At 41.1% G+C, this 22673-nt stretch carries 17 protein-coding genes; 10 read left to right on the top strand and 7 right to left on the bottom strand.

Annotated features, from left to right (window positions below):
- Positions 1 to 41 precede the first annotated feature (41 nt).
- The 3 genes from FDK13_RS20130 to FDK13_RS20120 form a co-directional block, all read right to left on the bottom strand.
- Positions 42 to 1376 (bottom strand): TldD/PmbA family protein, encoded by a 1335-nt coding sequence (locus FDK13_RS20130; protein ID WP_137341872.1) that lies wholly within the window; start codon positions 1374 to 1376, stop codon positions 42 to 44.
- Between the two features lie 12 nt (positions 1377 to 1388).
- Positions 1389 to 3029, bottom strand: coding sequence for a TldD/PmbA family protein (locus FDK13_RS20125; RefSeq protein WP_137341800.1), 1641 nt, complete (start codon positions 3027 to 3029; stop codon positions 1389 to 1391).
- 431 nt (positions 3030 to 3460) lie between these two features.
- Positions 3461 to 6049: a hypothetical protein gene (locus FDK13_RS20120; protein WP_137341799.1), complete on the bottom strand. Its 2589-nt coding sequence runs from the start codon at positions 6047 to 6049 to the stop codon at positions 3461 to 3463.
- A gap of 269 nt (positions 6050 to 6318) precedes the next feature.
- On the opposite strand from FDK13_RS20120, the gene FDK13_RS20115 reads away from it, so the two are divergent.
- The 6 genes from FDK13_RS20115 to FDK13_RS20090 all read left to right on the top strand — a co-directional run bounded on the left by FDK13_RS20115 (position 6319) and on the right by FDK13_RS20090 (position 11240).
- Positions 6319 to 6558, top strand: coding sequence for a hypothetical protein (locus FDK13_RS20115; RefSeq protein ID WP_137341798.1), 240 nt, complete (start codon positions 6319 to 6321; stop codon positions 6556 to 6558).
- 281 nt (positions 6559 to 6839) lie between these two features.
- A complete protein-coding gene (locus FDK13_RS20110) occupies positions 6840 to 7079 on the top strand; it encodes a hypothetical protein (RefSeq protein WP_137341797.1) in 240 nt (79 codons plus the stop codon).
- 72 nt (positions 7080 to 7151) lie between these two features.
- Positions 7152 to 7610 carry a serine hydrolase domain-containing protein gene (locus FDK13_RS20105; RefSeq protein ID WP_137341796.1) on the top strand — a complete coding sequence of 153 codons (459 nt, stop codon included), beginning with the start codon at positions 7152 to 7154 and terminating at the stop codon, positions 7608 to 7610.
- A 124-nt stretch (positions 7611 to 7734) separates the two neighbouring features.
- Positions 7735 to 9042, top strand: a complete 1308-nt coding sequence (locus tag FDK13_RS20100; RefSeq protein ID WP_137341795.1) for a tetratricopeptide repeat protein — start codon at positions 7735 to 7737, stop codon at positions 9040 to 9042.
- A gap of 286 nt (positions 9043 to 9328) precedes the next feature.
- Positions 9329 to 9712 (top strand): hypothetical protein, encoded by a 384-nt coding sequence (locus FDK13_RS20095; protein ID WP_137341794.1) that lies wholly within the window; start codon positions 9329 to 9331, stop codon positions 9710 to 9712.
- A 109-nt stretch (positions 9713 to 9821) separates the two neighbouring features.
- A complete protein-coding gene (locus tag FDK13_RS20090) occupies positions 9822 to 11240 on the top strand; it encodes an exonuclease domain-containing protein (protein WP_137341793.1) in 1419 nt (472 codons plus the stop codon).
- On the opposite strand, the gene FDK13_RS20085 is transcribed toward FDK13_RS20090, so the two are convergent.
- From FDK13_RS20085 to FDK13_RS20075, 4 genes are all read right to left on the bottom strand, one after another.
- Positions 11201 to 11596 carry a DoxX family protein gene (locus FDK13_RS20085; protein ID WP_137341792.1) on the bottom strand — a complete coding sequence of 132 codons (396 nt, stop codon included), beginning with the start codon at positions 11594 to 11596 and terminating at the stop codon, positions 11201 to 11203. The genes FDK13_RS20090 and FDK13_RS20085 overlap by 40 nt on opposite strands.
- Before the next feature lie 99 nt (positions 11597 to 11695).
- Positions 11696 to 11872: a hypothetical protein gene (locus tag FDK13_RS35500; RefSeq protein ID WP_170982856.1), complete on the bottom strand. Its 177-nt coding sequence runs from the start codon at positions 11870 to 11872 to the stop codon at positions 11696 to 11698.
- Positions 11873 to 12007 carry a DUF6922 domain-containing protein gene (locus FDK13_RS36665; protein WP_374756107.1) on the bottom strand — a complete coding sequence of 45 codons (135 nt, stop codon included), beginning with the start codon at positions 12005 to 12007 and terminating at the stop codon, positions 11873 to 11875.
- 402 nt (positions 12008 to 12409) lie between these two features.
- Positions 12410 to 14812, bottom strand: coding sequence for a TonB-dependent receptor (locus tag FDK13_RS20075; RefSeq protein WP_137341791.1), 2403 nt, complete (start codon positions 14810 to 14812; stop codon positions 12410 to 12412).
- 109 nt (positions 14813 to 14921) lie between these two features.
- Here FDK13_RS20075 and FDK13_RS20070 point away from each other — a divergent pair, with 109 nt between their 5' ends.
- The 4 genes from FDK13_RS20070 to FDK13_RS20055 all read left to right on the top strand — a co-directional run bounded on the left by FDK13_RS20070 (position 14922) and on the right by FDK13_RS20055 (position 22602).
- Positions 14922 to 16589 carry a histidine kinase gene (locus FDK13_RS20070; protein ID WP_220417393.1) on the top strand — a complete coding sequence of 556 codons (1668 nt, stop codon included), beginning with the start codon at positions 14922 to 14924 and terminating at the stop codon, positions 16587 to 16589.
- The gene (locus FDK13_RS20065) at positions 16586 to 17284 is read left to right on the top strand and encodes a LytR/AlgR family response regulator transcription factor (protein ID WP_137341789.1); all 699 of its coding nucleotides are present in this window, start codon (positions 16586 to 16588) and stop codon (positions 17282 to 17284) included. Before FDK13_RS20070 ends, FDK13_RS20065 begins: the two co-directional genes overlap by 4 nt.
- Positions 17285 to 17797: 513 nt before the next feature.
- Positions 17798 to 21136 carry a SusC/RagA family TonB-linked outer membrane protein gene (locus FDK13_RS20060; RefSeq protein ID WP_137341788.1) on the top strand — a complete coding sequence of 1113 codons (3339 nt, stop codon included), beginning with the start codon at positions 17798 to 17800 and terminating at the stop codon, positions 21134 to 21136.
- A 5-nt stretch (positions 21137 to 21141) separates the two neighbouring features.
- Positions 21142 to 22602: a SusD/RagB family nutrient-binding outer membrane lipoprotein gene (locus FDK13_RS20055; protein WP_137341787.1), complete on the top strand. Its 1461-nt coding sequence runs from the start codon at positions 21142 to 21144 to the stop codon at positions 22600 to 22602.
- Positions 22603 to 22673 lie beyond the last annotated feature (71 nt).

Genomic DNA, 22673 nt, shown 5'->3' with positions numbered 1-22673 from the left:
AGTCCGGCTTCCACTTGGTTTATGCGATATTTTTTATTTTTTCAAATCGCATCAGAGAGCGATGTAAATGTAAATTCCCTGATTTTCATGGCAGGTACCAGATAATTACTAAACGAACCTTCACTGCTTACAACGCGCTCCACTTTCCCCAGGGTTTCCAGATTGTTAAGCATAATAACCGGACTTTCGTTAAACCTGAAATTTTTGACCGGATGTTTTATTTTACCGTTTTCAATATAAAAAGTACCATCACGTGTCAGTCCCGTAACCAAAAGTGATTGCGGATCAACCGAGCGGATATACCAGAATTTTGTCACCAGAATACCACGCTGGGTACTTTTGATTAATTCTTCCAACGAAGCCGTTCCGCCTGCCATCATGAAATTGGTCGGCGCCGGCACTGGCTTAACCCCTTTTTTTTGCGCCCAGTAACGTGAGTAGAAAAGATTCTTAATAACCCCTTTTTCAATCCAGCTTATTTTCTCCTGAGCTCTGCCATCGGCTGACCATGGCGAAGAAGGCAGGTCTTCGTTTGTTGGATCAGAATAAATCGTTACTCTTTCGTCGACGATCTGTTCACCCAGTTTTGATTTCCCACCCGCTTTACTTAGAAAAGACCGGCCTTCGTCAGCACTTCGGGCATCCAGGCTTCTGAATAAATGTTCCAGCAATACCGCAGCCGCGAGCGGTTCGAGAATAACGGTGTACTTTCCCGGCTCAATAGCCTGTGCACCAACCGAGCCGACCGCTTTTTGAAGTGCAATCTGTGTGGCCGATGCCGTGTTTAGTTTGGCAAAATCTGTAACGCCCTGTGTGGCGTAACCCGAACCCGTTCCATTGTCGGTGCGTATCGTAGCACTAAAATTGACTTTCGCGCTTGGGTAATAAGCAAATAATCCTTTGCTGTTCATCATCGCCGAGTAACCGACACGGTCTTCCAGATAACCTGCTACGGTTTGCTTTTGAGAACGGGCCACCTGGATACTTTGCCCTACTGCTTTGGCACGATCGACTGAGGTCAGGCTTGCTGTTGAATTAATAAAACCACTTGGCGGCAAATACTGCTGCGGGCCAAGCAGACCCGTATATTCAGGATTTTCAGGAGCCAGCTGAGCAAGCTCTTCTGAGCGCCTGACTACTTTTTCCAAAGAGGCATCGTCAAATTCATCTATTGTGGCCACACCGACTTTTTTGCCAAATGCCGATTGAACTGCTAATACTTTATAGGTTTTCGATCCGCAGGTTGATACTTTATTAAGTGCGTACCGGATATTACTCCACTTCTCACCCTGCAAATTAACCTCGCATTCGTCTGCTTTTGAGTATTTCAAAACCTTTTGCAGTAAGGATTTTGCCTCTGTTTCTGATAAAATCATCATGGGGATAGCTTAAATTTTACGACCGGTATTAATCACATTGACACCATTAAAACGAGCGGTTGAGCTGCCATGCGTCACCGCATTAGACTGGATCGGCTGACCTTTCCCATCGAAAAATGATCCGCCCAAACGGTAATCGCTTTCATCGCATATTTTCACGCACGAGTTCCAGAATTCCTGTGTATTGGATTGATAAGCCACATCTTTGAGCATTCCTGCGATTTGGCCATCCTTGATTTCGTATGCCAGCTGGCCACTGAACTGGAAATTATAACGCTGCTGATCAATCGAATAAGAGCTGTCTCCAATGATGTAAATCCCTCTTTTAACATCCTTGATCATTTCCTCAACCGAAAGTTTTTCTTTTCCCGGCGCAAGCGAAACATTAGCCATCCGCTGGAATTGTACCGAGCCCCAGCTATCTGCATAACAACATCCCTGCGATTCGTTTTCACCCAGGATATGTACCTGATCCCGGATGCCCATATAATTGGTCAGAATACCATCTTTAACCAAATCCCAGCGCTTGGTTTTTACTCCTTCATCATCATAACCCACCGCGCCAAGCGATCCGGGCTGGGTTTTATCAGCAAAAAAATTAACCTCCTTGCTGCCGTAATTAAAGTTTTTAGATTTCCATTTATCAAGCGTAGCAAACGAAGTTCCTGCAAAATTGGCTTCATATCCCAATACACGGTCCAGTTCCAGCGGATGCCCAACCGATTCGTGAATAGTCAGCCAGGTGTGCGACGGGTCCAGAACCAGATCATACTTTCCGGCTTCTACTGATTTGGCAGATAGTTTTTGCTTTGCCTGTTTGGCGGCCAGTGTGATGTCTTCCAGCATATCGTAGCCTTTATTGTAGCGCGTTGTTATCCCGGTTATTTTATCTGCCGGATTTACCTGCAAATATTCATATCCCATACCCATCGGGGCGCTTAATGCGTCTCTGGTTTCAAATTTTCCGCTTTTTGGATCAATGGCTGTGACCGTAAAACTTGGCCATAGCCGGTGAACATCCTGATCAATATAGGAGCCATCGGTTGATGCGAAATATTTCTGCTCATTGACCAGGAAAAATTGCGAGTTCACAAAACTTGCACCGTTGGACAGCGCAGCGCCATTGACTGCCATCAGCAAATCCACTTTTTCCTTAATAGGTATTTCAAAAGCATTTTTTACAATAGGCGTTTTCCAGCTGACTTCTCCAAAACCTTTTTGCGGAGCCAGCTGAACTGGTTCATCCGAAAGTAATGCATTCGCCTTGGCCATCGCCACAGCTTCTTCGGCAACACTGGCCAGTTCGGCTTCAGTTTTGGCCTCACCGACAGCGGCAAATCCCCAGCAGCCGTTCACGATAACCCGGACACCGACGCCATAGGATTCTGTGTTGGAAATATTCTGGACTTTGTCCTCGCGGGTGATAATGAACTGATTCAGATAACGGCCAATGCGAACGTCGGCATAGGATGCTCCCTTGGATTTGGCGGCATTCAGAGCCGCATCAGCCAGGCGTTTTTTAATGGAGATGTCCAGCCCTGGCACTAAAAGCGCCTCAACCGGAACCTGCCGTCCGAAAACGGGTATTTGCGACAGCATCAACGAACCGGCACCCAGTCCTGTTGCCTGCATAAAATCTCGACGATTCAAGCTTTTGTGGCGGTTAAATTAAAATAATGATTGTAGTAACTATCCTTTTTGTCAGATCGACGCTAAAACAGAGACAGATCCTCAGATCTACGAAGATAGATATTTCTTATTGATGTCAAAATAATATTTTGACATCAATAAGAAATGCAGAAGAAAAATACTATTGTTTTTATTAAATAGAAAATTAAAATTTGTTAAAATCTTGTTAAAATATAGAAAAGATCCCATTGACCAGATTACCTATACTTAATGAACTTTCGATTCAGCATTTCGGAAAATCGTTACTCAAAAATTTCCATGTTGGTCAATCGGAGCCGTAATCGTCCCACCTCGACCATTTTATAACAAAAAAATCCTTCCAGTGCTTTTACATTTAAAAACTCAACCGATATGTTCAGTGCACTGCGTTTCAAGATTTTGATCTGATTTTTTTAATTTTTCAAGAAAGGCCAAAGCTCCTGCATAGTATTTTTTACGTTTTTTAGTTTCTCAGGGATGTCACTAAATTTTTTCTTTAAATCGCTCTGCTCAATTAAGATTTCACGAAGTCTTTCAACTGCTTCCGTGTTTTGTACGGTATCATTGTTTTCAATCAGGCCGTAATCAAGTATTTCACCTGCAAAATGAGTACTGGCAAATTGGTGCATCAGCGCTTCATTTAGATAACTCTTAATTTTAGGCAACAGTTGTCCTTGATTTTCCTCATTGATTTCTTTAATTAAATAAAGCGCGGCATAGATATAAGGCTCCCGGCTTGAGGTATCTCTAGGCCGAAAAAGGTCCTTTTTACCATTTCCGGACGACACATGAATGTGACGGTTCAAACGGCCGCACAAGTATGAAAAGGCACCCTGATATTTTTTGTCCTGAATATTTAATGCCTCGATTTCATTTTCAGATGGTGAAACTCCATGGCCTCCCATCGGATAAACACCAGGCAAATTATCATTATCATCCGCTTTTCGTAAAACTATCATTTTGGATTCAATGTACTCATCGCTTCGCCAGGTTGATGTTCCAAATAACGTATTGACATTACTGATTTTATGACCGGCAATTTTGTGTGCATCCAATTGAATGGTAAAAAAGTTGTCGGTATAAAGTATTTTTTCATTTTCGTCAACAGGGTTAAGAATCATCAGGATTACGTTACCGTTGAAATAGACTTTTCCATTAAAATTATTACTCGGAGATAATAATTTTACATCCTTATAGTCATTATGGAAGGTTAAATCACATTTTTCAAATCGAAACATTGAATTGTATATTTCCTCTTCATATTTCTTTTTCTCGGGAACACGAAAAGTTATATACTTCATATGTTTAGGTAAATTAAGATCTTTAACACTTTTATTGTTAAAAATTGGACTTTGCTCCGACAGGATCATACCAAGCATTTTGCCATCAGGCAATAGCTCAGAGTTTTGGCTAATAAATTCTGTAAAGGAATCCAGTTCTTTTCGGTAAACATCTTTATCACCTGAAATGACTGCGCTTTTATATCTGTCGTTAAAAATTCCTTGGTCAGCATCTGTTTCAACCGGATCACCTTCGGTATTTTGATTGTCAGGCACCTTGTCAAGAAATAAGGTACCATAATTGAATTTATTTTTAATACCTCTAAAAGGCAGATAGCCAAAGTAAATTCCAAGATGGCGCTCAGGTACCTGGGTATACCTTAATACAAAGTTAAAATCGGGGCCCTCAGGATTCGTAAATCGTAAGTTAAAGGAATCTGAATCAACCTTAACAAGACCATGGTATTGCAGCCCCCGGCTGGCAAGGGTTATTCCCGCGTGTCCCAAAGAATTAATTCTTAGTCTAAAAACTTCTTTACGCAAATCCGAGTTCTTTTGTTCGACATAAAATACCCCTAAATAATTTCCTGCGAGATTCGTTGCTATTTCTTTCCAGCCGGCAAAAACGCTCTCGTCTTTGTGATCATAGGTAAGGTCAGGTGTTATTACGATTTTTTCGCTCAAATAATAATAAGATTTCAGAAAATTTTCGATTAGCACATCGGGCTGCGTTACTATCGGTTTTTCTCTGATAAATCTCCTTATAATGTCAAAATCTCGCTTAAGTCTTTCTTTTGTAGTCTCAACAAGGATGACACCTCCGGCAACCGGACGTTTGGTATCCATTTTCCGGATAGCAGAATAGGTCCCAAAAATCAATTGATCATTTTGTCCCTCTAACTCATCGGCTAGAACTGGATAATTCAGAAAGTCAATTGCACATTGAAAGACTACACCGGCGTGGGTTTTGGGTGCTGCGACTTCAAACTTGAAATAAATCAAATCTGACTTTTCTTTGGGAAGGGGGTCAATTTGATCCTTTGCTTTAAAAGTAATCAGATTGTCGTCTTTTCCAAAAGGTGCAATAGCTTGTTCCAATGTGGCCGAAAGTGGTTTGTATAGCTTATCTATCATTTTCCATGATACCGTAACCATCGCAACATTTGGAGTTAACTCCCCCCGTAAATAATATGCCAGATAATATTTATCATCCTTCCCTTTTGTAAACTTTTCTTTCCTAACAGGATAATTTATAAACTGAACTTTTCCGTCTATTGTCAGATCGGGAATTTTAGACCCGTTTTCTAAGGCTTTGTATTTGATGGTGTAATCGAAGAAAACCTTTAAATTTTCCTCAACGCAATTTTCTGACCACTTCTCATAAGATAAAGGTTGTACCCCCTTACTACCTTTTACATGCTTTTTGACCTTTTCGTTTTGCTGTAAGATCGCTTTTGAAAACAATTCAAGCTTGGGCAGATTTTCGGTTTTAACATTGTTGGGAAACGAAAGGTATTCGATATACAAATCCTTTTTACTTAAGCTAAGCAGTTCCTTGAAATTTCGCGGCGCTGGTTGCTTCAGATTCTCTTCTTTCATCCAGGTTGCGATTTTGTTTATTTTAACTGTCGTAGGTTTTTTTACATCAGTGTCCTTAATATTTTTAGTGATGTAGTGAATAATCCGATACAAGGCAATTGTCCAAGGGTCCATTATTTCCATTGAGAGTGAGTTGGTTACGTTGTGCATTGCATAATAATTAAATTCAATGTCTTATGCAATACACATTCTTCCAATATACTTTACAGAATTGTAAAAAAGCAATAATGATTTTTTTTAAAAATATATTATTCATTGCCTCAACATCTGTCAATAACAATTATGCAAATTCTACAAAACAAAGTTTATACAAAATTTTATTGGGAGTTTAATTAAATATACCATTACTTAAACTATATTTATTCATTATTAACTCTTTAAATAACTGTATCATGAAAACGAAAAATGAAATGCAAAGTATTTCTACAAGCTCCAAAAAGAGCACAGAACCAGTAAAGAAAAATAGAATTAAATCAAGAAAAGGACCAGTAAAAAAAACGGTAGAAAAATTAGTGGATGAATTTTGGATGATGGTAGCAGATTTGATCACTTGGACTCGTCTGGTACTTGGGGTTGTTACTGAGCATGCCATTGCTTTGGCAATTATTATCCTCTTCCACGCTAACTTTTAATTGTTACAATGAAATACCTGGCTATCCACCTAAATCCAAATTACGATGAAAATAAGATTTTACGTCCGCCACCTGTTAACTAAATTTATCCGCCAAGCAAAAGCACATCGAAAATCAATTTTTATATTTGTTAAATTTTTAATTTTGTGTTCAACTTTCCTTTCTCTCTCGCTTTAAATAAATAGGCTGCCTCCTGCTGGAGACAGCCTATTTATTTAGGATATGTTCATCACCTTGGCAGGAAAATCAAGATTATCTCAGGTCGATTAAAATTCAAAAAATTGCCTGACAATGAATTCACAAAAGACAAAAAGGTATCAATCAAACATTTACTCAGCCAGGCGAGAGAAATTACAGTACATGGATTTTTAGGATATAACACCGACTTGCCCGTGCCAACGCTGCTGCACTCAATGGTAAGCCTCGGGCCAATAGTCCTGCTATCCGTGTGGATATTGCACCGGGCAAAGACTGGCGTTACTCAGGGGGAGGTTACACCATTATACAGCAATGCTAATTGATATTGAAAAAACCTTTTCCGTCAATTATGAAAGAGCAGGTTATCCATCCGTTAAATATGGCAAACAGTACTTATGACCGCCCCCCCCCCCCTTTCGGAAAAATTAAAATTGGCAGCAACAGGATATTTGCCCGATGGATCGATGAGCAAAGGGAAACGGTACACCTATCCTGAAATGGCAGCGGCAGGTCTGTGGACAACAGCCGAAGATCTTGCCAAATTTGCGATTGATGTACAACTTTCCATACAAGGAAAAAGTAATAAGGTTTTATCCAAAAGTGCTGTTGAGCAAATGCTGGCACCCGTTTTAGGCACTTACGCACTAGGGCTGGATATGCTGAAAACCGGAGGTGATATTTATTTTCAACACGGAGGCTGGGATGAAGGTTTTTCAAGTCACCTAATCGCCCACAAGGAAAAAGGATATGGCGTTGTTGTGTTGACCAATTCCAATCATCCCGATTTTATCGGTGAAGTAATGCGCTCGGTAGCACCTACGGAACAATGGGACAATTATTTACCTGACAATTAAAATAATTTCTTGGTGTAACTCATAAAGCTGAATATTCCGTCTTCAACAAAAATGAAGAAATAATTCTTAGAAGCGAATCCGGATCAGCTTTATTTCAGCGCGAAAATCAATATTTTCTGTTAAAATGAAAAATATTGATTCACTTTGTGAGATCATCCAGCACTACCAAATGAATAAAACATTACTTATTTTTCTTTTATTTTTCAACTCCTGCCTTTTACCGGCGCAATCCACCACCACTGTTTTAAAGGAAAAAAGCCTGATCAATGGACAGACGATTTATCTTAACAGTAAGGCCAGACTTGGCGGAAAAAACCGGTTGGTAATCCCGATACAGCTTCCGGCTAATACCGTAGCCTGGTATTATTCCTTTGCCACCGTTGCTACAAGTAACGCTGGTCAGCGTGTGCAAAGCTCCGGTCTGGAAATGCAGATTGCCCGGCTTATTACAGATGGTGCGCTGAATCTGATCGGGGCCGGTTTGGTAACCAACGTTGTCGCACAGCTTATTAAGCCCTCCGGAAGCGGATCGGTCGATATTTATCTGACAGATAATAACGGTTTAAAACAATTTGAGAAAACCGATCTTGTAGGAATGTATAGCTTTAATGCTCCTGTTTTTTATAAGGAAGGCACCGCGCAAAACAGCCGAAACGGTGTTTTCCAAATCCCTGTTGTGCGAAAAGACCTTTCGCTTTGCCTGAGAAACCCAAGTGTGACTGAAGGTGTCGCCGTTTCACTGGACGTAGTTGCGATTGTTTCGAGCAAGGAATACAGGGAGATTTGGTCTTCAAAAAATACGGAATCACTTTATAATGATTGCCTGGCAAAATTCAGCATTCAGGACGCTTCCAGCGAAAGGATATGCGACTGCACAAAAGATCAGATCAAAATCAATTATATTCCTTCCGCATTTGTCAGCCTTTCAAGTCCGGATAAGGATAAGATCATCAAAGACAACATCAAAAGCTGTACAAAAAAAATGGGTTCCTTCGGTTTCCCGGATAAAGAAGACCGTATAAAAGAAATCTTTCAATTAATTAAGGGACAAAAGATTACAAAAGACTTTTCAGGACTTAATGTTTCGTACAATGAGCTGATTTCACTCGGCGTAACAACTCCGCAGGTCTACAATGGATTGGCTTTTAATCTGTTATGCCAACGGCAAAATGAAGAAGCAAAGAGAAATATCACGCTGGGCCTGGGCAAGGACTCACAGGACTTATATCTGCTTGCAAATCTTGGAAACTATTATCTTTTAACGGGCCAGTTTGATCCGGCCATCGAAATTTACCGCGCGCATAAAAACGAAAAATTGCCTGATAAACGCCGATTCAAAGAAAATCTGGCCCAGGATTTAAAAGAATTTGAAAAGTTAGGTTTCAAAAATATTTATTTTGATAAGGTGCGAAAAGACCTGAAATTAAAATAGGTGACAGCACTTTGTAGATGCCACTTAAATCCTGAAAGTAAAATTTGACTTGAAGGCTTGAAAAAAGATTTATGCGGATAATGATTATTTGCCATTTAAAAGAATTTCCCTTATCATTGATACTAAATAAATCACATAAATGATATTAATAGTATCATTTATGTGATTAAAGCTGTCTGTCAGACTTTTACATTTAAAAATTTAAGCCGCAGATCAGTAAAAATTAATTTCAAAGTGCATTTTAAATGATGGAAACGATCAAAATAATTCCGGCGAAAAAAAAGTAGTGATAAGAATCTTCCGCAAACAGCATCAGCCGGATGGTGACTTTCCTGCCGATGTCAGTTTTGAAGTGCGCTCTTTATGCGATATCCCCATTCTTATCTTTAAACTAAGCCAGCCTGGGCAAGTGCTTGCCGTCCCGGTTAATTTTAGAAAGATTGGCATTTGGCCCGATATGGAAAAACTCCCTATTCACCTGCAACTCTTTGACCTGGATGCAGATCAGGTCTGTTTTGAAAAAGAAATCATTCTCAGCAGACAAGATACAGAAGCGGTCCTTGAAAACAGATTCGAGCAAAAAAAGATGAAATCAAAACAAATTGATGCCATTGTAGATTTTATTTATTCAGACTACATCGGCTTTGCGCAGCTGGCAGAGACGTTTTAAACACATCAGCCAAAAGTCAACAGAAGCACATATAATTCAAAATATAACAAGTGCGGTTTGTAAAAATGGCTTGATTCCAGACAGGATCAGCGTCCTAAAAAATCAAAAAATGAATTATGCTATCGTAGATATTGAAACGACAGGATCATTTGCCTCCGCAAGCGGCATAACCGAAATTGCCATCCGGATCCATGACGGTATCTCAGTTATTGACAGCTATGAAACGCTGTTGAATCCAGGCTTGCCCATCCCCTTATCGATACAATCACTGACAGGTATTAATCATGAAATGATTAAGGACAGTCCGGCATTCAGCCAGAAGGCCGCTCAAATTTACCAGATTCTTTCCGGATGTATTTTTGTTGCCCACAATGTGAATTTTGATTATTCCTTTGTAAAACACCACCTTCATCTGGCTGGCTATGAACTCAATACACCTAAACTTTGCACGGTACGTCTTAGCAGAAAGATCAAACCGGGACTGCGTTCATACAGCCTTGGCAAACTGTGTGATGCACTGGGCATTCCTATACAAAACCGTCATCGTGCAGGCGGAGATGCAGATGCGACCGCTATACTTTTTGAAAAGCTCATAAACTGGGATATCCGGGGCGATATTCAGGCGATGCTCAAAAAAACGTCCAGGGAACAGCAGCTTCCTCCCAATCTTGCCAAGGATAATTTTATGGCGTTACCCTCCTGCCCTGGCATTTATTATTTCAAAGATCAGTCAGGAAAGGAAATCTATGTTGGCAAGGCCCTTGACATTAAAAAAAGGGTAAGCCAGCATTTTACGGGCCACAACCCCAATCAGCAGCGCCAGCAATTTCTAAGAAATATCTTTTCTATCAGCTTTGAAGCCTGCGGCAATGAGCTGATGGCGCTGATCCTGGAGGCAGCCGAAATCCAGCGGCTTTGGCCGCTTTACAACCGCGCTTTAAAACGGCCAGAATCCAGGTTTGCCTTATATTCTTACGAAGACGGAGAAGGTTTTCTAAGGCTCGTGATCGGAAAACACAGCAAATACCAGAAGGGTATACACATCTTTGACAGAGAAGCGGACGGAATCAGGATGTTACGTAAGCTGGTCATGGATTTCAGTCTCAATCCGGGTAAATGTTCTTATGGGTATTATCCCTTATTCAGTACAGATTCACCGGAACCCGGGCAGATCGGTACCGATTTTCAATCAATGTCTGCAAAACAATATAATGATTCCGTGACTGCTGCCCTAAACAGTTTTAAAGAAAGTCTTCCCGGTTTTGTGATTTTTGATACCGGCAGAAATGAAAATGAGGAAAGCTGTATCTGGGTAGAAAAAGGACGGCTGACAGGCATTGGATATGTACAAAATAGTGATATTAAAAAAGGTTTTCATCAAATTAAACAAGACTTGAAACCCATTTCCGCCAATCACTATATGATGCAGATGATATTTAATTTTGCGGCCAAAAATCCTTTTAAAGTAAAAATTCCTGATACAAACAACTACTTATTGCACTTACCTGTACTTTTAAGTGCCCAATAAACCAGAACCGGCTGAAAAAATAATCGCGCGAAACGCTTCCCATCCGTATCCAAACCGAAAGCGCTTCTTTTATTAACCAGCTGCGCAATATTGCCAGGAAAGACAGCAGTAAAAAAAGCAGCAGCAACTTTTCCGACTGTTTCCTTATGTTTTTTATTCGCGAGAATCAAAGCACTTCCCATGGCGATTTCTGCTATACCAGAATAGACAACCGTATCATCCTTTTTGAGTGGAATCAGATCCGGCACCTGTGCCCGGAATTCCTTTCTTGCAAATGTGAGATGGCTTATTCCTGCAAATACTAAACCTGCTCCCAGAATTATTCTTGCCGTTGTTTTTATGTCTTCCTGTTTCATCGGTTTTTAGTTTTTTAAGGGAGACTGCAAATACTATTCCATTAACAAATATTTCCTCAATTATTTACCAGGCTAACAGGTTTGAGGAAATTTTTAGGCTCAAATGTTGTTCACAAACTTCGCAACTGCCTCTTCAATATCTTCTTTTATAAACTCCCGGTATTTCCCTCTCAAACAAATTGGATCGAAGTCGTTGTCCGCCTTATCGAAATCTATAAAATTATGAATGATCAGATCTTTGTCATGACTTACGGTATTGTAGTATAATGTAACCATTTACAGTTTTTTCCGATTGATTAAAGGAAGCTTTCTTTGCTGAGCCATAAGTACCGATTGCACTTTCGCTTCACCATAAAAACGGGTTATCTCATCTTTCTCCTCACTATTTCCGCGCTCAAATACGCTCTCAATTACGGTAATATATTGCGTGACCGATCAATCCGGTTGATATCAATATCCGGAAAAGGGATTGTCTTAACAGAGATAGATCCGGAGTAGTATTGCCCTGTTTGTTCTTTTCTTCTTTTATATCGTAATAAGCCTGCAAAAAGACCAACGCCCTTTCCTCCAACTACAACTCCTTTTCAATTTTCAGAGCAAGCGGAGTATTCCGATTTCGCTTTCCCTTGGTGATGGCATTGAAAGTTTGCGGATGTTCTGCAATCGACAGCGCAATGGGCCGCTGTTTTAGCGATCGCTTTTTCAATTCCAGTTCAAGAACAATTCCCGGATGAACTCCTTTATATTTTTCAAACGTCTTTTCCCTGTATTAAAAGCAAACAAATTTGTTTACATTTAAAAACGACCATTAACCTACTCCCGATTTCCTCTCTTTGCCTGCCTTACCGCCTGGTTTCCCTTACCATTCAACCTATATAAAAACGTTAATCTGTAACGCGCAGCGTTCGGCCGGTTTATTTGGGTTTGTAAGTAGTCGTTTCCTGTCGTGGTGGTTTTATAGTTGCGCAGATTGAACAGGTTTGTAACATCGAAAACAACCGTTGCTGCGTTTTTTAACAAGTTTTTACTTATCCCAAAATCAATATAATGTATTGCGGCAGTATGTCTTTGGGCATTGCTTTGGGCGCCTGTAAAATTGTAGCGGAACTGAAAACTGAGCTGATGGTCAAGTTTGAGCTGTGCACTGATGCGGCTGGTTAAAGCATTACCTGAATAATCAAAATTATGCTCCTGATACCACCCTTTTTGTTTGAATCTGTACGCATTCAATTCTGCATTAAGCTGTAAACTTTTCAGCGGATTGTACAAAACCGATAGTTCAAATCCACTGCGGATTTCACGGTCAATATTGACAGGAGAAGTGATGAATATTCCCTGCTGGTTTCTGAAAGTATAATCCTGAATGATACCCGAATTGTTTTGATAATAAACGGACGGATTTATAGTCAGCCCATTACCGGCTTTTAAAAATCCAAATTCAAACACATCCGCATAAGAAGGATTCAGCTCTGGATTGCCGACATAGCGGGAATTAAAGTCGGTCAGCTCATTGAACGGATACAAAAGATTAAGCGAAGGCCGGTTTATTCTTTTGCTGTAATTTGCCTGAAAAGTTGCACCTGAGGCAAGCTGGTATGTCAGGTTCACCGTTGGAAAAAAACGGGTATAATTTCGCGACCGGTCATAAATATGATCTCTATCCTGAATTTCAATCCTGGTATACTCCGTCCGCATACCCAGCTGGTATGCTAAATTCCCCACTTTACTTTTCAATTGAATATATCCGCTTCCTATCAGTTCATCATAGGTCAGCTCGTTATCAATATTTTCGATAATATCCCAATGGTCATCAATTTGCTGCTCTGCTTTAAACAATGAGGTTACATTTCTTTTCTCTGCTTTCAGTCCAAATTCCAGTACCGCATTACTATCCAGTGGCTGAACCAGATCTGTTTGCAGCAAAAAATCCTTGCTTGAACCGATTGAACCTGTACGGATAGCAGCAAGCGTTTGCTCAGCTGGGAATAACTTTTTTGTTGACAGATTCCAATCCTTATCACTATTCCAGAAATCATACTGCATGTCAACCGTATACTTTTTTCCCGGCTTGCTGAAAAGTTTTGTATAGTTAAATTCCAGCTGGTTGTAGTCTCGCTTTTCCCAGGATTCTCCGTTTCGAAGCAACGTACTGTCGGTTTTCGTTATGTTGGAATAGTCGTATCGCAGCGCGGTTTTATCATGATCATTTGTGGCATTTTTAAAGAAAGCGGCTGTAATCGTATTCTTGTTATTTAAAAGATAATCAGCCCCAACGTACACAAGCCTTCCATCGTCATGCCGTTTCTCGTCCTGCCGTTGATTTAAAAAAGTACTCACTTCATTATCTTCTGTAAATTGTCTGGTTTTATAAAGGCCGACATAATCTGAAAACCGGATGCCCAGCGTTGCGAACAGATTCACTTTATCTGATTTAAAATTAAGACTCGGGCTTATTCTGTTATCATTAGGCATACCACCAACCAGCCGCAATTGTCCATTAAAACCTGCTTTTCTGTTTTTCTTTAAAATAAGATTGATAATTCCCGCTGAACCCGCCGCATCGTATCGGGACGACGGATTTGTGATCACTTCAACCCGCTCAATCTGATCTGCCGGAATCTGTTCCAGGGCATTCGCCTGAGTAAGTCCGCTGCGCCGGCCATTAATCAGAATCAAAACATTGCTGTTGCCACGTAAACTTATGGCACCCGATGGACCAACACTCACAGAAGGAACGCCATTCAAAAGTTCCGTCGCCGAACCGGTCTGCGACAAAATATCTTTTCCTACTTCAAAAATCTTTTTGTCAAGTTCCAGACTAACCGATGCCTTTTGTCCTGTTACAGCAACTTCTTTCAACTGAATCAGATCCTGTTGCATCTTGATGGTACCCGCATCGACGGATTTGGAAGAAGCTGTTATTCTTAAAGATTTTGTAAACGTTTTATATCCGACAAAACTCAGCTGGATTACCACATCACCTTCCTCAGTATTTACCAGTTCAAAATAACCTTTTTCATCCGTTACCGAGGCGGTAAGGATTTTTGAGGACTGATCTTTTATACTGACTGTCACAAAGGGCAAGGGAGTTTTTACCAGTGAATCCACTGCAAAGCCAAAAATGGAGCCCGGAGTTTTTGTAACAACAGACTGCTGCGCCATACCTTCCAGACAGCACAAATAGAGAAATAAGCAAAGAGTATATCGTTTTTTCATGGAGCAAGTTTAGTATGTGAAGGCCAGTGCGAAATCAAAAAACATTTCAACAGCATTATATCCTTTTGAAATGCACTTTTGTGATTTATCTTCCTGTTACCTTTGCCTTATGCAACGCCTCTTTTTTCTTTTAGCCATTCTGCCTTTTTTTATTTCCTGTAAATCCGATGTGGTTTATGAGGAATATCCGGTTTTGTATCAAAACGGTGACAGTATCTTATGGGCTAATAAAAATTATGATGACTCGGCTTGGGCGACCCGCCAAACATCAAGTGCAGATTCTGTTTTCTGGATCAGGACACGGATAAAAATCCTGGAAAATCCGGCGGCGATGCCGGGTGTGCAGGTAAATGCTTTTGGAGCCTTCGAAATATATTGGGACGGCGTGTTTATTGGTACTAACGGTAAAGTTTCTGACAAAAACACGCCCGAAATACCGGGCACAGAAATTACATATTTCAGTTTGCCAGATTCTTTATCCAGAGCGGGAATGCACGTTGTTTCCTTCCGGGCGTCACAATCTTATCTGACAAAAGAACAGCGCGGGATCTATGTAAAAATGGATCTGTACAAAGATTTATTAACACAGCCGCTGATCATAACCTCGCTGATGAATCTGATGTCCGGCGCTTTTCTGATCGCTTCCCTATATTATTTCTTTTTATATTTTAACAGCAGCAAGCGGCAGTGGACGACCCTGATCTTTGCCATGATTTGTCTGCTTTTTTTCGCGCTCTTGATTCTTGAATTCATAAAGTTTTATATAGACATTCCTTACACCCAATTTTTTATCAGACTGGAAGCCATTGGTATTTTAACAATGATCATTGCCGTGCTGGTACCTTTTTATTTTACCATTCAGTTTAATTTCAAAAGAAAAAAAGTGTTGCTTGGAATTTTAAGTATTTCTCTGATTGCCATCTACGTTTTTAATTACCGTCATTACGACTACAGCGCTCAGTTATATAGCATATGTATGTTGATTTCCTCGACGATGGTGGTACTTACGGCGATCCGGCAAAAAGAAAAAGGTGCGGTTCTGGTGCTGGCCGGGCTGCTGTGTAGCATTGTGGTCAATAAGTATCTGGTTTATGATTTTGGTTTGTTTATCGGTTTTACGATCATCGTATTGTGTATGCTTTACCTGCATACCATTCGCAGCAGGGTCATTGAGGATGAATACCATTCCTCAATGCTTCTTTCTTCAAGATTGCAGCTCGAACTGGTTAAAAAGAATATTCAGCCGCATTTTCTTAAAAATACACTTACGTCACTGATCGACTGGGTGGAAGAATCGCCCAAAGAAGGCGCTAAATTTATCCATGCTTTGGCCGCAGAATTTGACATCATGAATACCATTTCGGAAGCGGTACTTATTCCGGTCAGACAGGAAATAGAACTCTGCAAAGTCCACCTTACCGTCATGCAGTTCCGAAAAGAAATTAATTACCAATGGGAAGAATTCGGGATTGATGAAGCTGAATTTATTCCTCCCGCGCTTATTCATACAATTTTGGAAAATGGTATAACGCATAGTATTCCAATCGCTGACTGCGGAATCCGGTTCAGTTTACGTTTCGTGAAAACTAATATTTACCGGCAATATACCTTTGAAACAATTGCTGAAAACCGAATACCGTCCAGGCATGGCAAAGGCGGAACGGGTTTCCGCTATATTCAGGCACGTTTGAGCGAAAGTTATGGAGACAACTGGGAATTTTCCTCAGAAGCCTCCCCCACAGGATGGCTATCCACTATTAAGCTTTATTACAAATGAGGGTATTGATTATTGAAGATGAAGCCAGAATAGCCAACAGACTGGAACGGATAACACGGAGTTTTTTTGAAGAAAACCTTTCGGTTCTTGTTATTTGTGATTCATTACAAAAAGGCATTGACTATATTGAAAATCAACCGATTGACCTTTTATTGCTCGATTTAAATCTAAATGGCCAAAATGGGTTTAACTTGCTCGAATCTGTTGTAGCCGGATCCTTTCATACGATTATCGTTTCAGCTTATACAGATAAAGCGATCACGGCTTTCACTTATGGCGTGCTTGATTTTGTCCCTAAACCTTTTGATCAGGCCCGATTAGAAATGGCTTTCAAGCGGATTTCCATCCCCACAAAAGGTGTCGAAAGAAATATCAAATTTCTTGCTGTAAAAAAAGCCGGCACGGTACGGCTTATTGATATAAGCGAGTTGCATTATATTAAAGGCGCTGGGATTTACAGTGAATTGCACCTCCAAAACGGAAAACAGGAACTGCATGACAAATCGCTCGAAAAACTGCAACAATTACTGCCGGATACCTTTGAACGCATTCACAAATCGTATCTTATTTCACTTGCCCAGGCGGAGCGGATTCTGATACAGCCCGGCGGACGTTACGGCCTTTTGCTCAAAACCGGAGAAATCCTGCCAGTGGGGAGATCCAGGTATAAGGATTTAAAGGATAAAATGATATAGTGCACCACAACGCTGGTATATTTTCAAAACGCCGCCAGCCACCAACTTCAATAAGACAGAGTTGTAATCAATAACACAACGCCCAAACTCAAATCACAAGAATACAGATATCAACAGCCGCTCTTCAAATTATTAAACTGCATCAAATATTTTTGAGGCATTATAATTCGTCTATTTGAAAAATACTCCATAGAAATCACTACATAATCCAGATTTACCAAAATTAGTTAAACAGAAAGATAATATTGGTAAACTATCCGGCAATTACCACGAAGAATTTACAATTAGCGACAAGTAATTTTACAAATAATAACTCCATCCTATTATTAAGGCATAAGTGCACCTAACCGACGCTATATGAACAATCCTTTGGTTATCCCAAAATCTGTCCGGCTCAATATCGGTTGAACTAAAACTGGGTTTCATTACTGATTTCTGACTTACTGCCCGAAGATTTCCCGGACGGTCAAATATTTTCATGGATTTAATTATCAAAACCTATCTACAATAAGTATGAAACGACCTATCTTAAAATTTACCATGCGTACCATGCTGGTCGCGGGAGCCGTATTTTTTTGTCTCCCGGCAAATAATACCGCCAGGGCAGAACGTGCAAGGCAGATTTCCAGGACAGCGGAAATTGAAATCTCCGGTGTGATTACTTCCAAAGAAGACGGCAGCCCACTGCCAGGTGCATCCGTGATGGTGAAAGGAGACGTAAACAGCGGTACTACGACGGATGAAAATGGAAAATTTCGTTTAAAAGCTTCCGAAAACAGCACGCTGATTGTCAGTTTTATTGGCTATGTAACGCAGGAAATCCAGGTAGCCGGAAAAAGTATAATCAACATGACATTGGTTGCCGATCACAGACTTCTTAACGAAGTAGTGGTAACGGCCCTTGGAGTTACCAGAGAAAAAAAATCACTTGGTTACTCCATACAAGAGGTAAAAGGAGCCGAACTTACACGCAGTAACGAGCAGAACGTGTTAAATTCACTTTCAGGAAAAGTGGCCGGTGTACAAATTACAGCAGGTAGCGGCGCGGTTGGATCTGGTACAAGAATCGTTTTACGGGGTAATAACTCCTTTGGAAATAACCAGCCTCTCTTTGTTGTTGACGGTGTTCCGATCAGCAATTTCTCAACAAACACATCCTCAGGTGGTGGCGTGGATTATGGAAATGCAGTCGCTGAAATTGATCCGAACAATATCGCTTCCATGTCGGTACTGAAAGGTGCAAACGCCGCGGCTTTATACGGTTATCAGGCAGCAAATGGTGTAATTCTGATCACAACTAAAAATGGAAAAGGCAGTGGCAAAGGAACTTCGGTAAGTTATTCAGGAGGATTTTCTTACGAGAAACCTTACATTTTTCCCAAGTATCAGAACCAGTACGGGCAAGGCGTATATGGAGAAGAGTACATGTGGAAAAAAAATGGGGGCAGCCTGTCTTATCAGGATTACGCGACCTCAACAGGTTTCACTTACAAGGACGGTTTAGGTAATGGGATCAACGATGGTGTTGATGAAAGCTGGGGACCGAGACTGGACGCAGGTCTTCTTATTCCGCAGTATAACAGTCCGCTGGATGCTAACGGAAACCGTACGGCAACACCCTGGGTTTCACATCCAAATAACGTGAAAGATTTCTTCCAGACCGGTTACACCATCGATAATTCAGTAGCGATTGCTTCCAGCTCTGAGACCGGAGATACGCGTTTGTCATTTGGTCAGCAAAAACAGATTGGTACTATCCCAAACACGGATCAAAAACGTTACACAATCCAGCTGAATACTACGCAGAATATCACTAAAAGACTAAAAACAAACGCATTGATTAATTATGTGCGTACTGCAAATGACAACTTGGTTGGTCAGGGATATCATTCAAATAATCCAATGCAATCCATCGGTGGCTGGTTTGGCCGCCAAGTTGATATGGCAGATCTTAAAGCGCATTCCAACGAAACTTTTGCCAACGGTATGCCTTACAACTGGAACAACAATTTCCATGATAACCCTTATTTCAATGTAAATAACAATACACATTCACGCTATAAAGACCGCGTTTTTGGCAATGTTAGTGCTACGTATAAATTTGGTGAATGGCTAAGCGCTATGGCCAGAATCGGAACAGACTGGTCGGCTGAGCAGCGTAAGGAAATCATCCATAACAAGTCGAACGAAACCTTGACAAGTATGGCCGACAAAACCTGGGGCGGTGGAAAATTCACTGAATCAAAATATAATATCAATGAAATAAATGCTGATCTTATCCTTACAGGTCATGGAAATGTGACAAAAGATCTTACACTAAGTTACACAGCAGGAGCCAATTATCGCAACTACAACTACAATTACAGCTCACTTGGCGCAGCACAGTTAACCGTTCCCGATTTGTTTACGATCAGTAATGCAAAAGGCAGCCCAACAACAGCAATGACCACCAACAAGCTGAGAACCAACAGTGTGTACGGACAAGCTTCACTGGGTTACAAAGATTATCTTTACCTGGATTTGACTGCAAGAAATGACTGGAGTTCTACATTGCCAAGAGGAAACTGGTCATATTTTTATCCTTCGGCAAGTCTTAGCTGGGTGTTCACAAACGTGATTCCGGTGAACTCTGAAATATTAAGTTTTGGTAAACTTCGCGCAAGCTGGGCCAGTGTTGGTAACGGTGGAAGTCCTTATCAATTGCAATCCACGTACATTGCTAATGCTACCCCTGCTAACGCTACCGCTTTTAATGGTGTCACACTTTACAGTATTTCAAGCACCTTACCTCCACTTAATCTGAAACCGGAAAAAGCAAAAAGTACAGAAGTTGGTTTTGAACTACAATTCCTGAACCGTCGCATTGGTCTGGATGCAACGTATTACAACAAAATCACAACCAACCAGATCATGCAGGTGAATATTTCCGGAGCTTCCGGTTATAGCGCGATGCAGCTTAACGCAGGTGAAATCCAGAATAAAGGAATTGAACTACAATTAACTGCCGGAATCATCCGCAACCCAGGTGGATTTAACTGGGATATCAGTGCCAACTGGGCCAAAAATAAAAGTATGGTCAACGAGCTTTATCAGGATCCGACAACAGGCCAGAAACTGGAAGCTTATACGATCACTTCGGTTTGGGGACTTACTGTGGATGCGGTTCCCGGCCAGGCATATGGTGTGATGAGAGGATCAACTTTCGCCAGAGATGCTTCAACCGGTGCAATCATAGTCGGGAGCAACGGTTTACCAACTTACAATTCTACACCAACGGCAGTGGGAAATGTGATGCCTGACTGGGTTGGTGGTATTACCAACAGCTTTACTTACAAAAATTTCAATTTCAACTTTTTGTTGGATATGAGAAAAGGCGGCGACGTATTCAGCGTGACACAATGGTTCGGTTTACAATCCGGCGTAACTGCTCCAACGGTAGCAGGCGGTATTCGTGAAAACGGTTTAGTTGTAGGACAAGACGTGCTTAAAAATGAAAAAGTAACCATGGCAGACGGAACGCCTAACACCATACGTGTGGGTGCGAGAGATTATTTCCAAAGTCTGTGGGGCGGTCGCGAAACTGCAATCGTTGACGGAAGTTTTGTAAAACTACGCCAGATTGAATTGGGTTATCAACTGCCTTCTGCTTTCACTTCCAAATATCCATGGCTTAAAGGAGCGGGTATTTCTCTGTTTGCCCGTAACGTGGCCTTGCTTTACACTTCGAAAAGTAACGTTGCCCACATTGATCCTGAAACCGGATTTGGGGTTGGAAATGACGGGTTAGGAATCGAACAATACCAGATTCCTTCCAACAGAAGTATAGGTGTTAAATTAAATGTGAAATTCTGATCCATATGAAAAATATATCAACCTGTTTACTCATACTTATTTTCCTGGCATTCACCGGGCAGTCGTGTACCGACGATTTTGAGAAAATAAATACAAATCCCAATAGCCCGGTTCAGGCACCTATTACCAATGTGCTGGCTTATGTGCTTAGCGATTTCAACATGAATTATTTTGGCGTCATTGGTGATATGAATGAGCCTTCAACCTATGCTGGACATTTGGGAAAACTGCAATATATTGATGATTCGCGGTACATGTTTACCTCAACGAACATCAATACGCTTTGGACTGTTATTTACCGCGACCTGAAAAATGCCCAGGCGATCATTGACCAGGCAGACAAAACCGGCTCAAAAAACATGAAAGCAACAGGTTTAACCTTACAGGCCTTCATTTTGCAGATTGCAACCGATCGTTGGAGGGATGTTCCGTTTACCGAAGCTTTCAAAGGTGATGCAGGTTTTATTACTCCAAAATATGATACGCAGGAAACCATTTATCCTGCCATTGTCACCCAGTTAAAAACAGCTGCTGATTTATATGCAGCAGGTGGAACAGACGTTTTGGGAGAAGGAGATTTGCTTTATGGCGGGGATGTAAAAAAATGGCAAAAACTTTGCAACTCGTTAAGACTGCGTGTTGCGATCAGAATCTCGAATGTTAGTCCTGCTACCGCCAAACCAATTATTGAAGAGATTACGTCTGCACCTGCAACCTATCCGGTACTGGCCGCGAACACGGACAATGCGTTTTTCAAATGGACAGGATCAAGCCCTTACATTGAACCATGGAACGCTAACTTTATGACGCGTGACGATCATGGTCCAAGTAATATTTTGATCAATTCCCTTAAACAACTAAAAGATCCACGTTTGGCAGTTTATGCTAAACCAGCACCAAGCGACGGCGAATACAGAGGTGTGGAAATTGGCCCGCCAACTTCTCCTGTGATCTCTCTTTATTCAAGAATTGGCCCGAAATTCCGTGAAGACCCAACAGGATTTTCACCTATGATGCGGTACAGCGAAGTACTTTTCATCCTGGCGGAAGCTGCTCAAAAAGGCTGGAAGACAGGCGCCGGTACTGCCGAAACTTTGTATAATTCAGGTATAACTGCTTCACTCAACGAAAATGGAATTACGGACGCAACTGTCATCAGTACGTATCTTACCGGTTCGGATGTGAAATGGGATAATACGACAACCAAATTGTACACCCAAAAATGGCTGTCTCTTTACAAAAACGGCAACGAGGCTTGGGCAGAATCCAGACGCACAGACATCCCTGTAATGCCGGCTGCGACGGGTTCACCTTTCACGGGACATACCCGCCCACCGTTCCGTTATCCTTATCCACCCACAGAAACCACTTTAAATGCGGGTAATAGTGCTTCATTTATTGCAGAAATAAAAGACAATTTCTGGGGTAAAAAAATGTGGTGGGACACGCGTACAGTTACAAACTAATTGGTTGATTTTCCCATAAAAAAGAGACAATATCGAAAGCGAAAGCCTGGATATTGTCTCTTTTTTATGTC

Origin of the sequence: Dyadobacter frigoris (assembly GCF_005280585.1) — a bacterium.
Taxonomy (GTDB): domain Bacteria; phylum Bacteroidota; class Bacteroidia; order Cytophagales; family Spirosomataceae; genus Dyadobacter; species Dyadobacter frigoris.
This window is presented reverse-complemented; position numbering and strand designations above follow the sequence as displayed.

Excerpts from the sequence above, each read along its gene's own strand:
- FDK13_RS20130 (WP_137341872.1), bottom strand. The coding sequence starts at position 1,376 with ATGATTTTATCAGAAACAGAGGCAAAATCCTTACTGCAAAAGGTTTTG.
- FDK13_RS20115 (WP_137341798.1), top strand. The coding sequence starts at position 6,319 with ATGAAAACGAAAAATGAAATGCAAAGTATTTCTACAAGCTCCAAAAAG.
- FDK13_RS20070 (WP_220417393.1), top strand. The coding sequence starts at position 14,922 with ATGCAACGCCTCTTTTTTCTTTTAGCCATTCTGCCTTTTTTTATTTCC.
- FDK13_RS20105 (WP_137341796.1), top strand. The coding sequence starts at position 7,152 with ATGACCGCCCCCCCCCCCCTTTCGGAAAAATTAAAATTGGCAGCAACA.
- FDK13_RS20100 (WP_137341795.1), top strand. The coding sequence starts at position 7,735 with ATGAAAAATATTGATTCACTTTGTGAGATCATCCAGCACTACCAAATG.
- FDK13_RS20085 (WP_137341792.1), bottom strand. The coding sequence starts at position 11,596 with ATGAAACAGGAAGACATAAAAACAACGGCAAGAATAATTCTGGGAGCA.
- FDK13_RS35500 (WP_170982856.1), bottom strand. The coding sequence starts at position 11,872 with ATGGTTACATTATACTACAATACCGTAAGTCATGACAAAGATCTGATC.
- FDK13_RS20055 (WP_137341787.1), top strand. The coding sequence starts at position 21,142 with ATGAAAAATATATCAACCTGTTTACTCATACTTATTTTCCTGGCATTC.
- FDK13_RS20090 (WP_137341793.1), top strand. The coding sequence starts at position 9,822 with ATGAATTATGCTATCGTAGATATTGAAACGACAGGATCATTTGCCTCC.
- FDK13_RS20065 (WP_137341789.1), top strand. The coding sequence starts at position 16,586 with ATGAGGGTATTGATTATTGAAGATGAAGCCAGAATAGCCAACAGACTG.
- FDK13_RS20120 (WP_137341799.1), bottom strand. The coding sequence starts at position 6,049 with ATGGAAATAATGGACCCTTGGACAATTGCCTTGTATCGGATTATTCAC.
- FDK13_RS20075 (WP_137341791.1), bottom strand. The coding sequence starts at position 14,812 with ATGAAAAAACGATATACTCTTTGCTTATTTCTCTATTTGTGCTGTCTG.
- FDK13_RS20060 (WP_137341788.1), top strand. The coding sequence starts at position 17,798 with ATGAAACGACCTATCTTAAAATTTACCATGCGTACCATGCTGGTCGCG.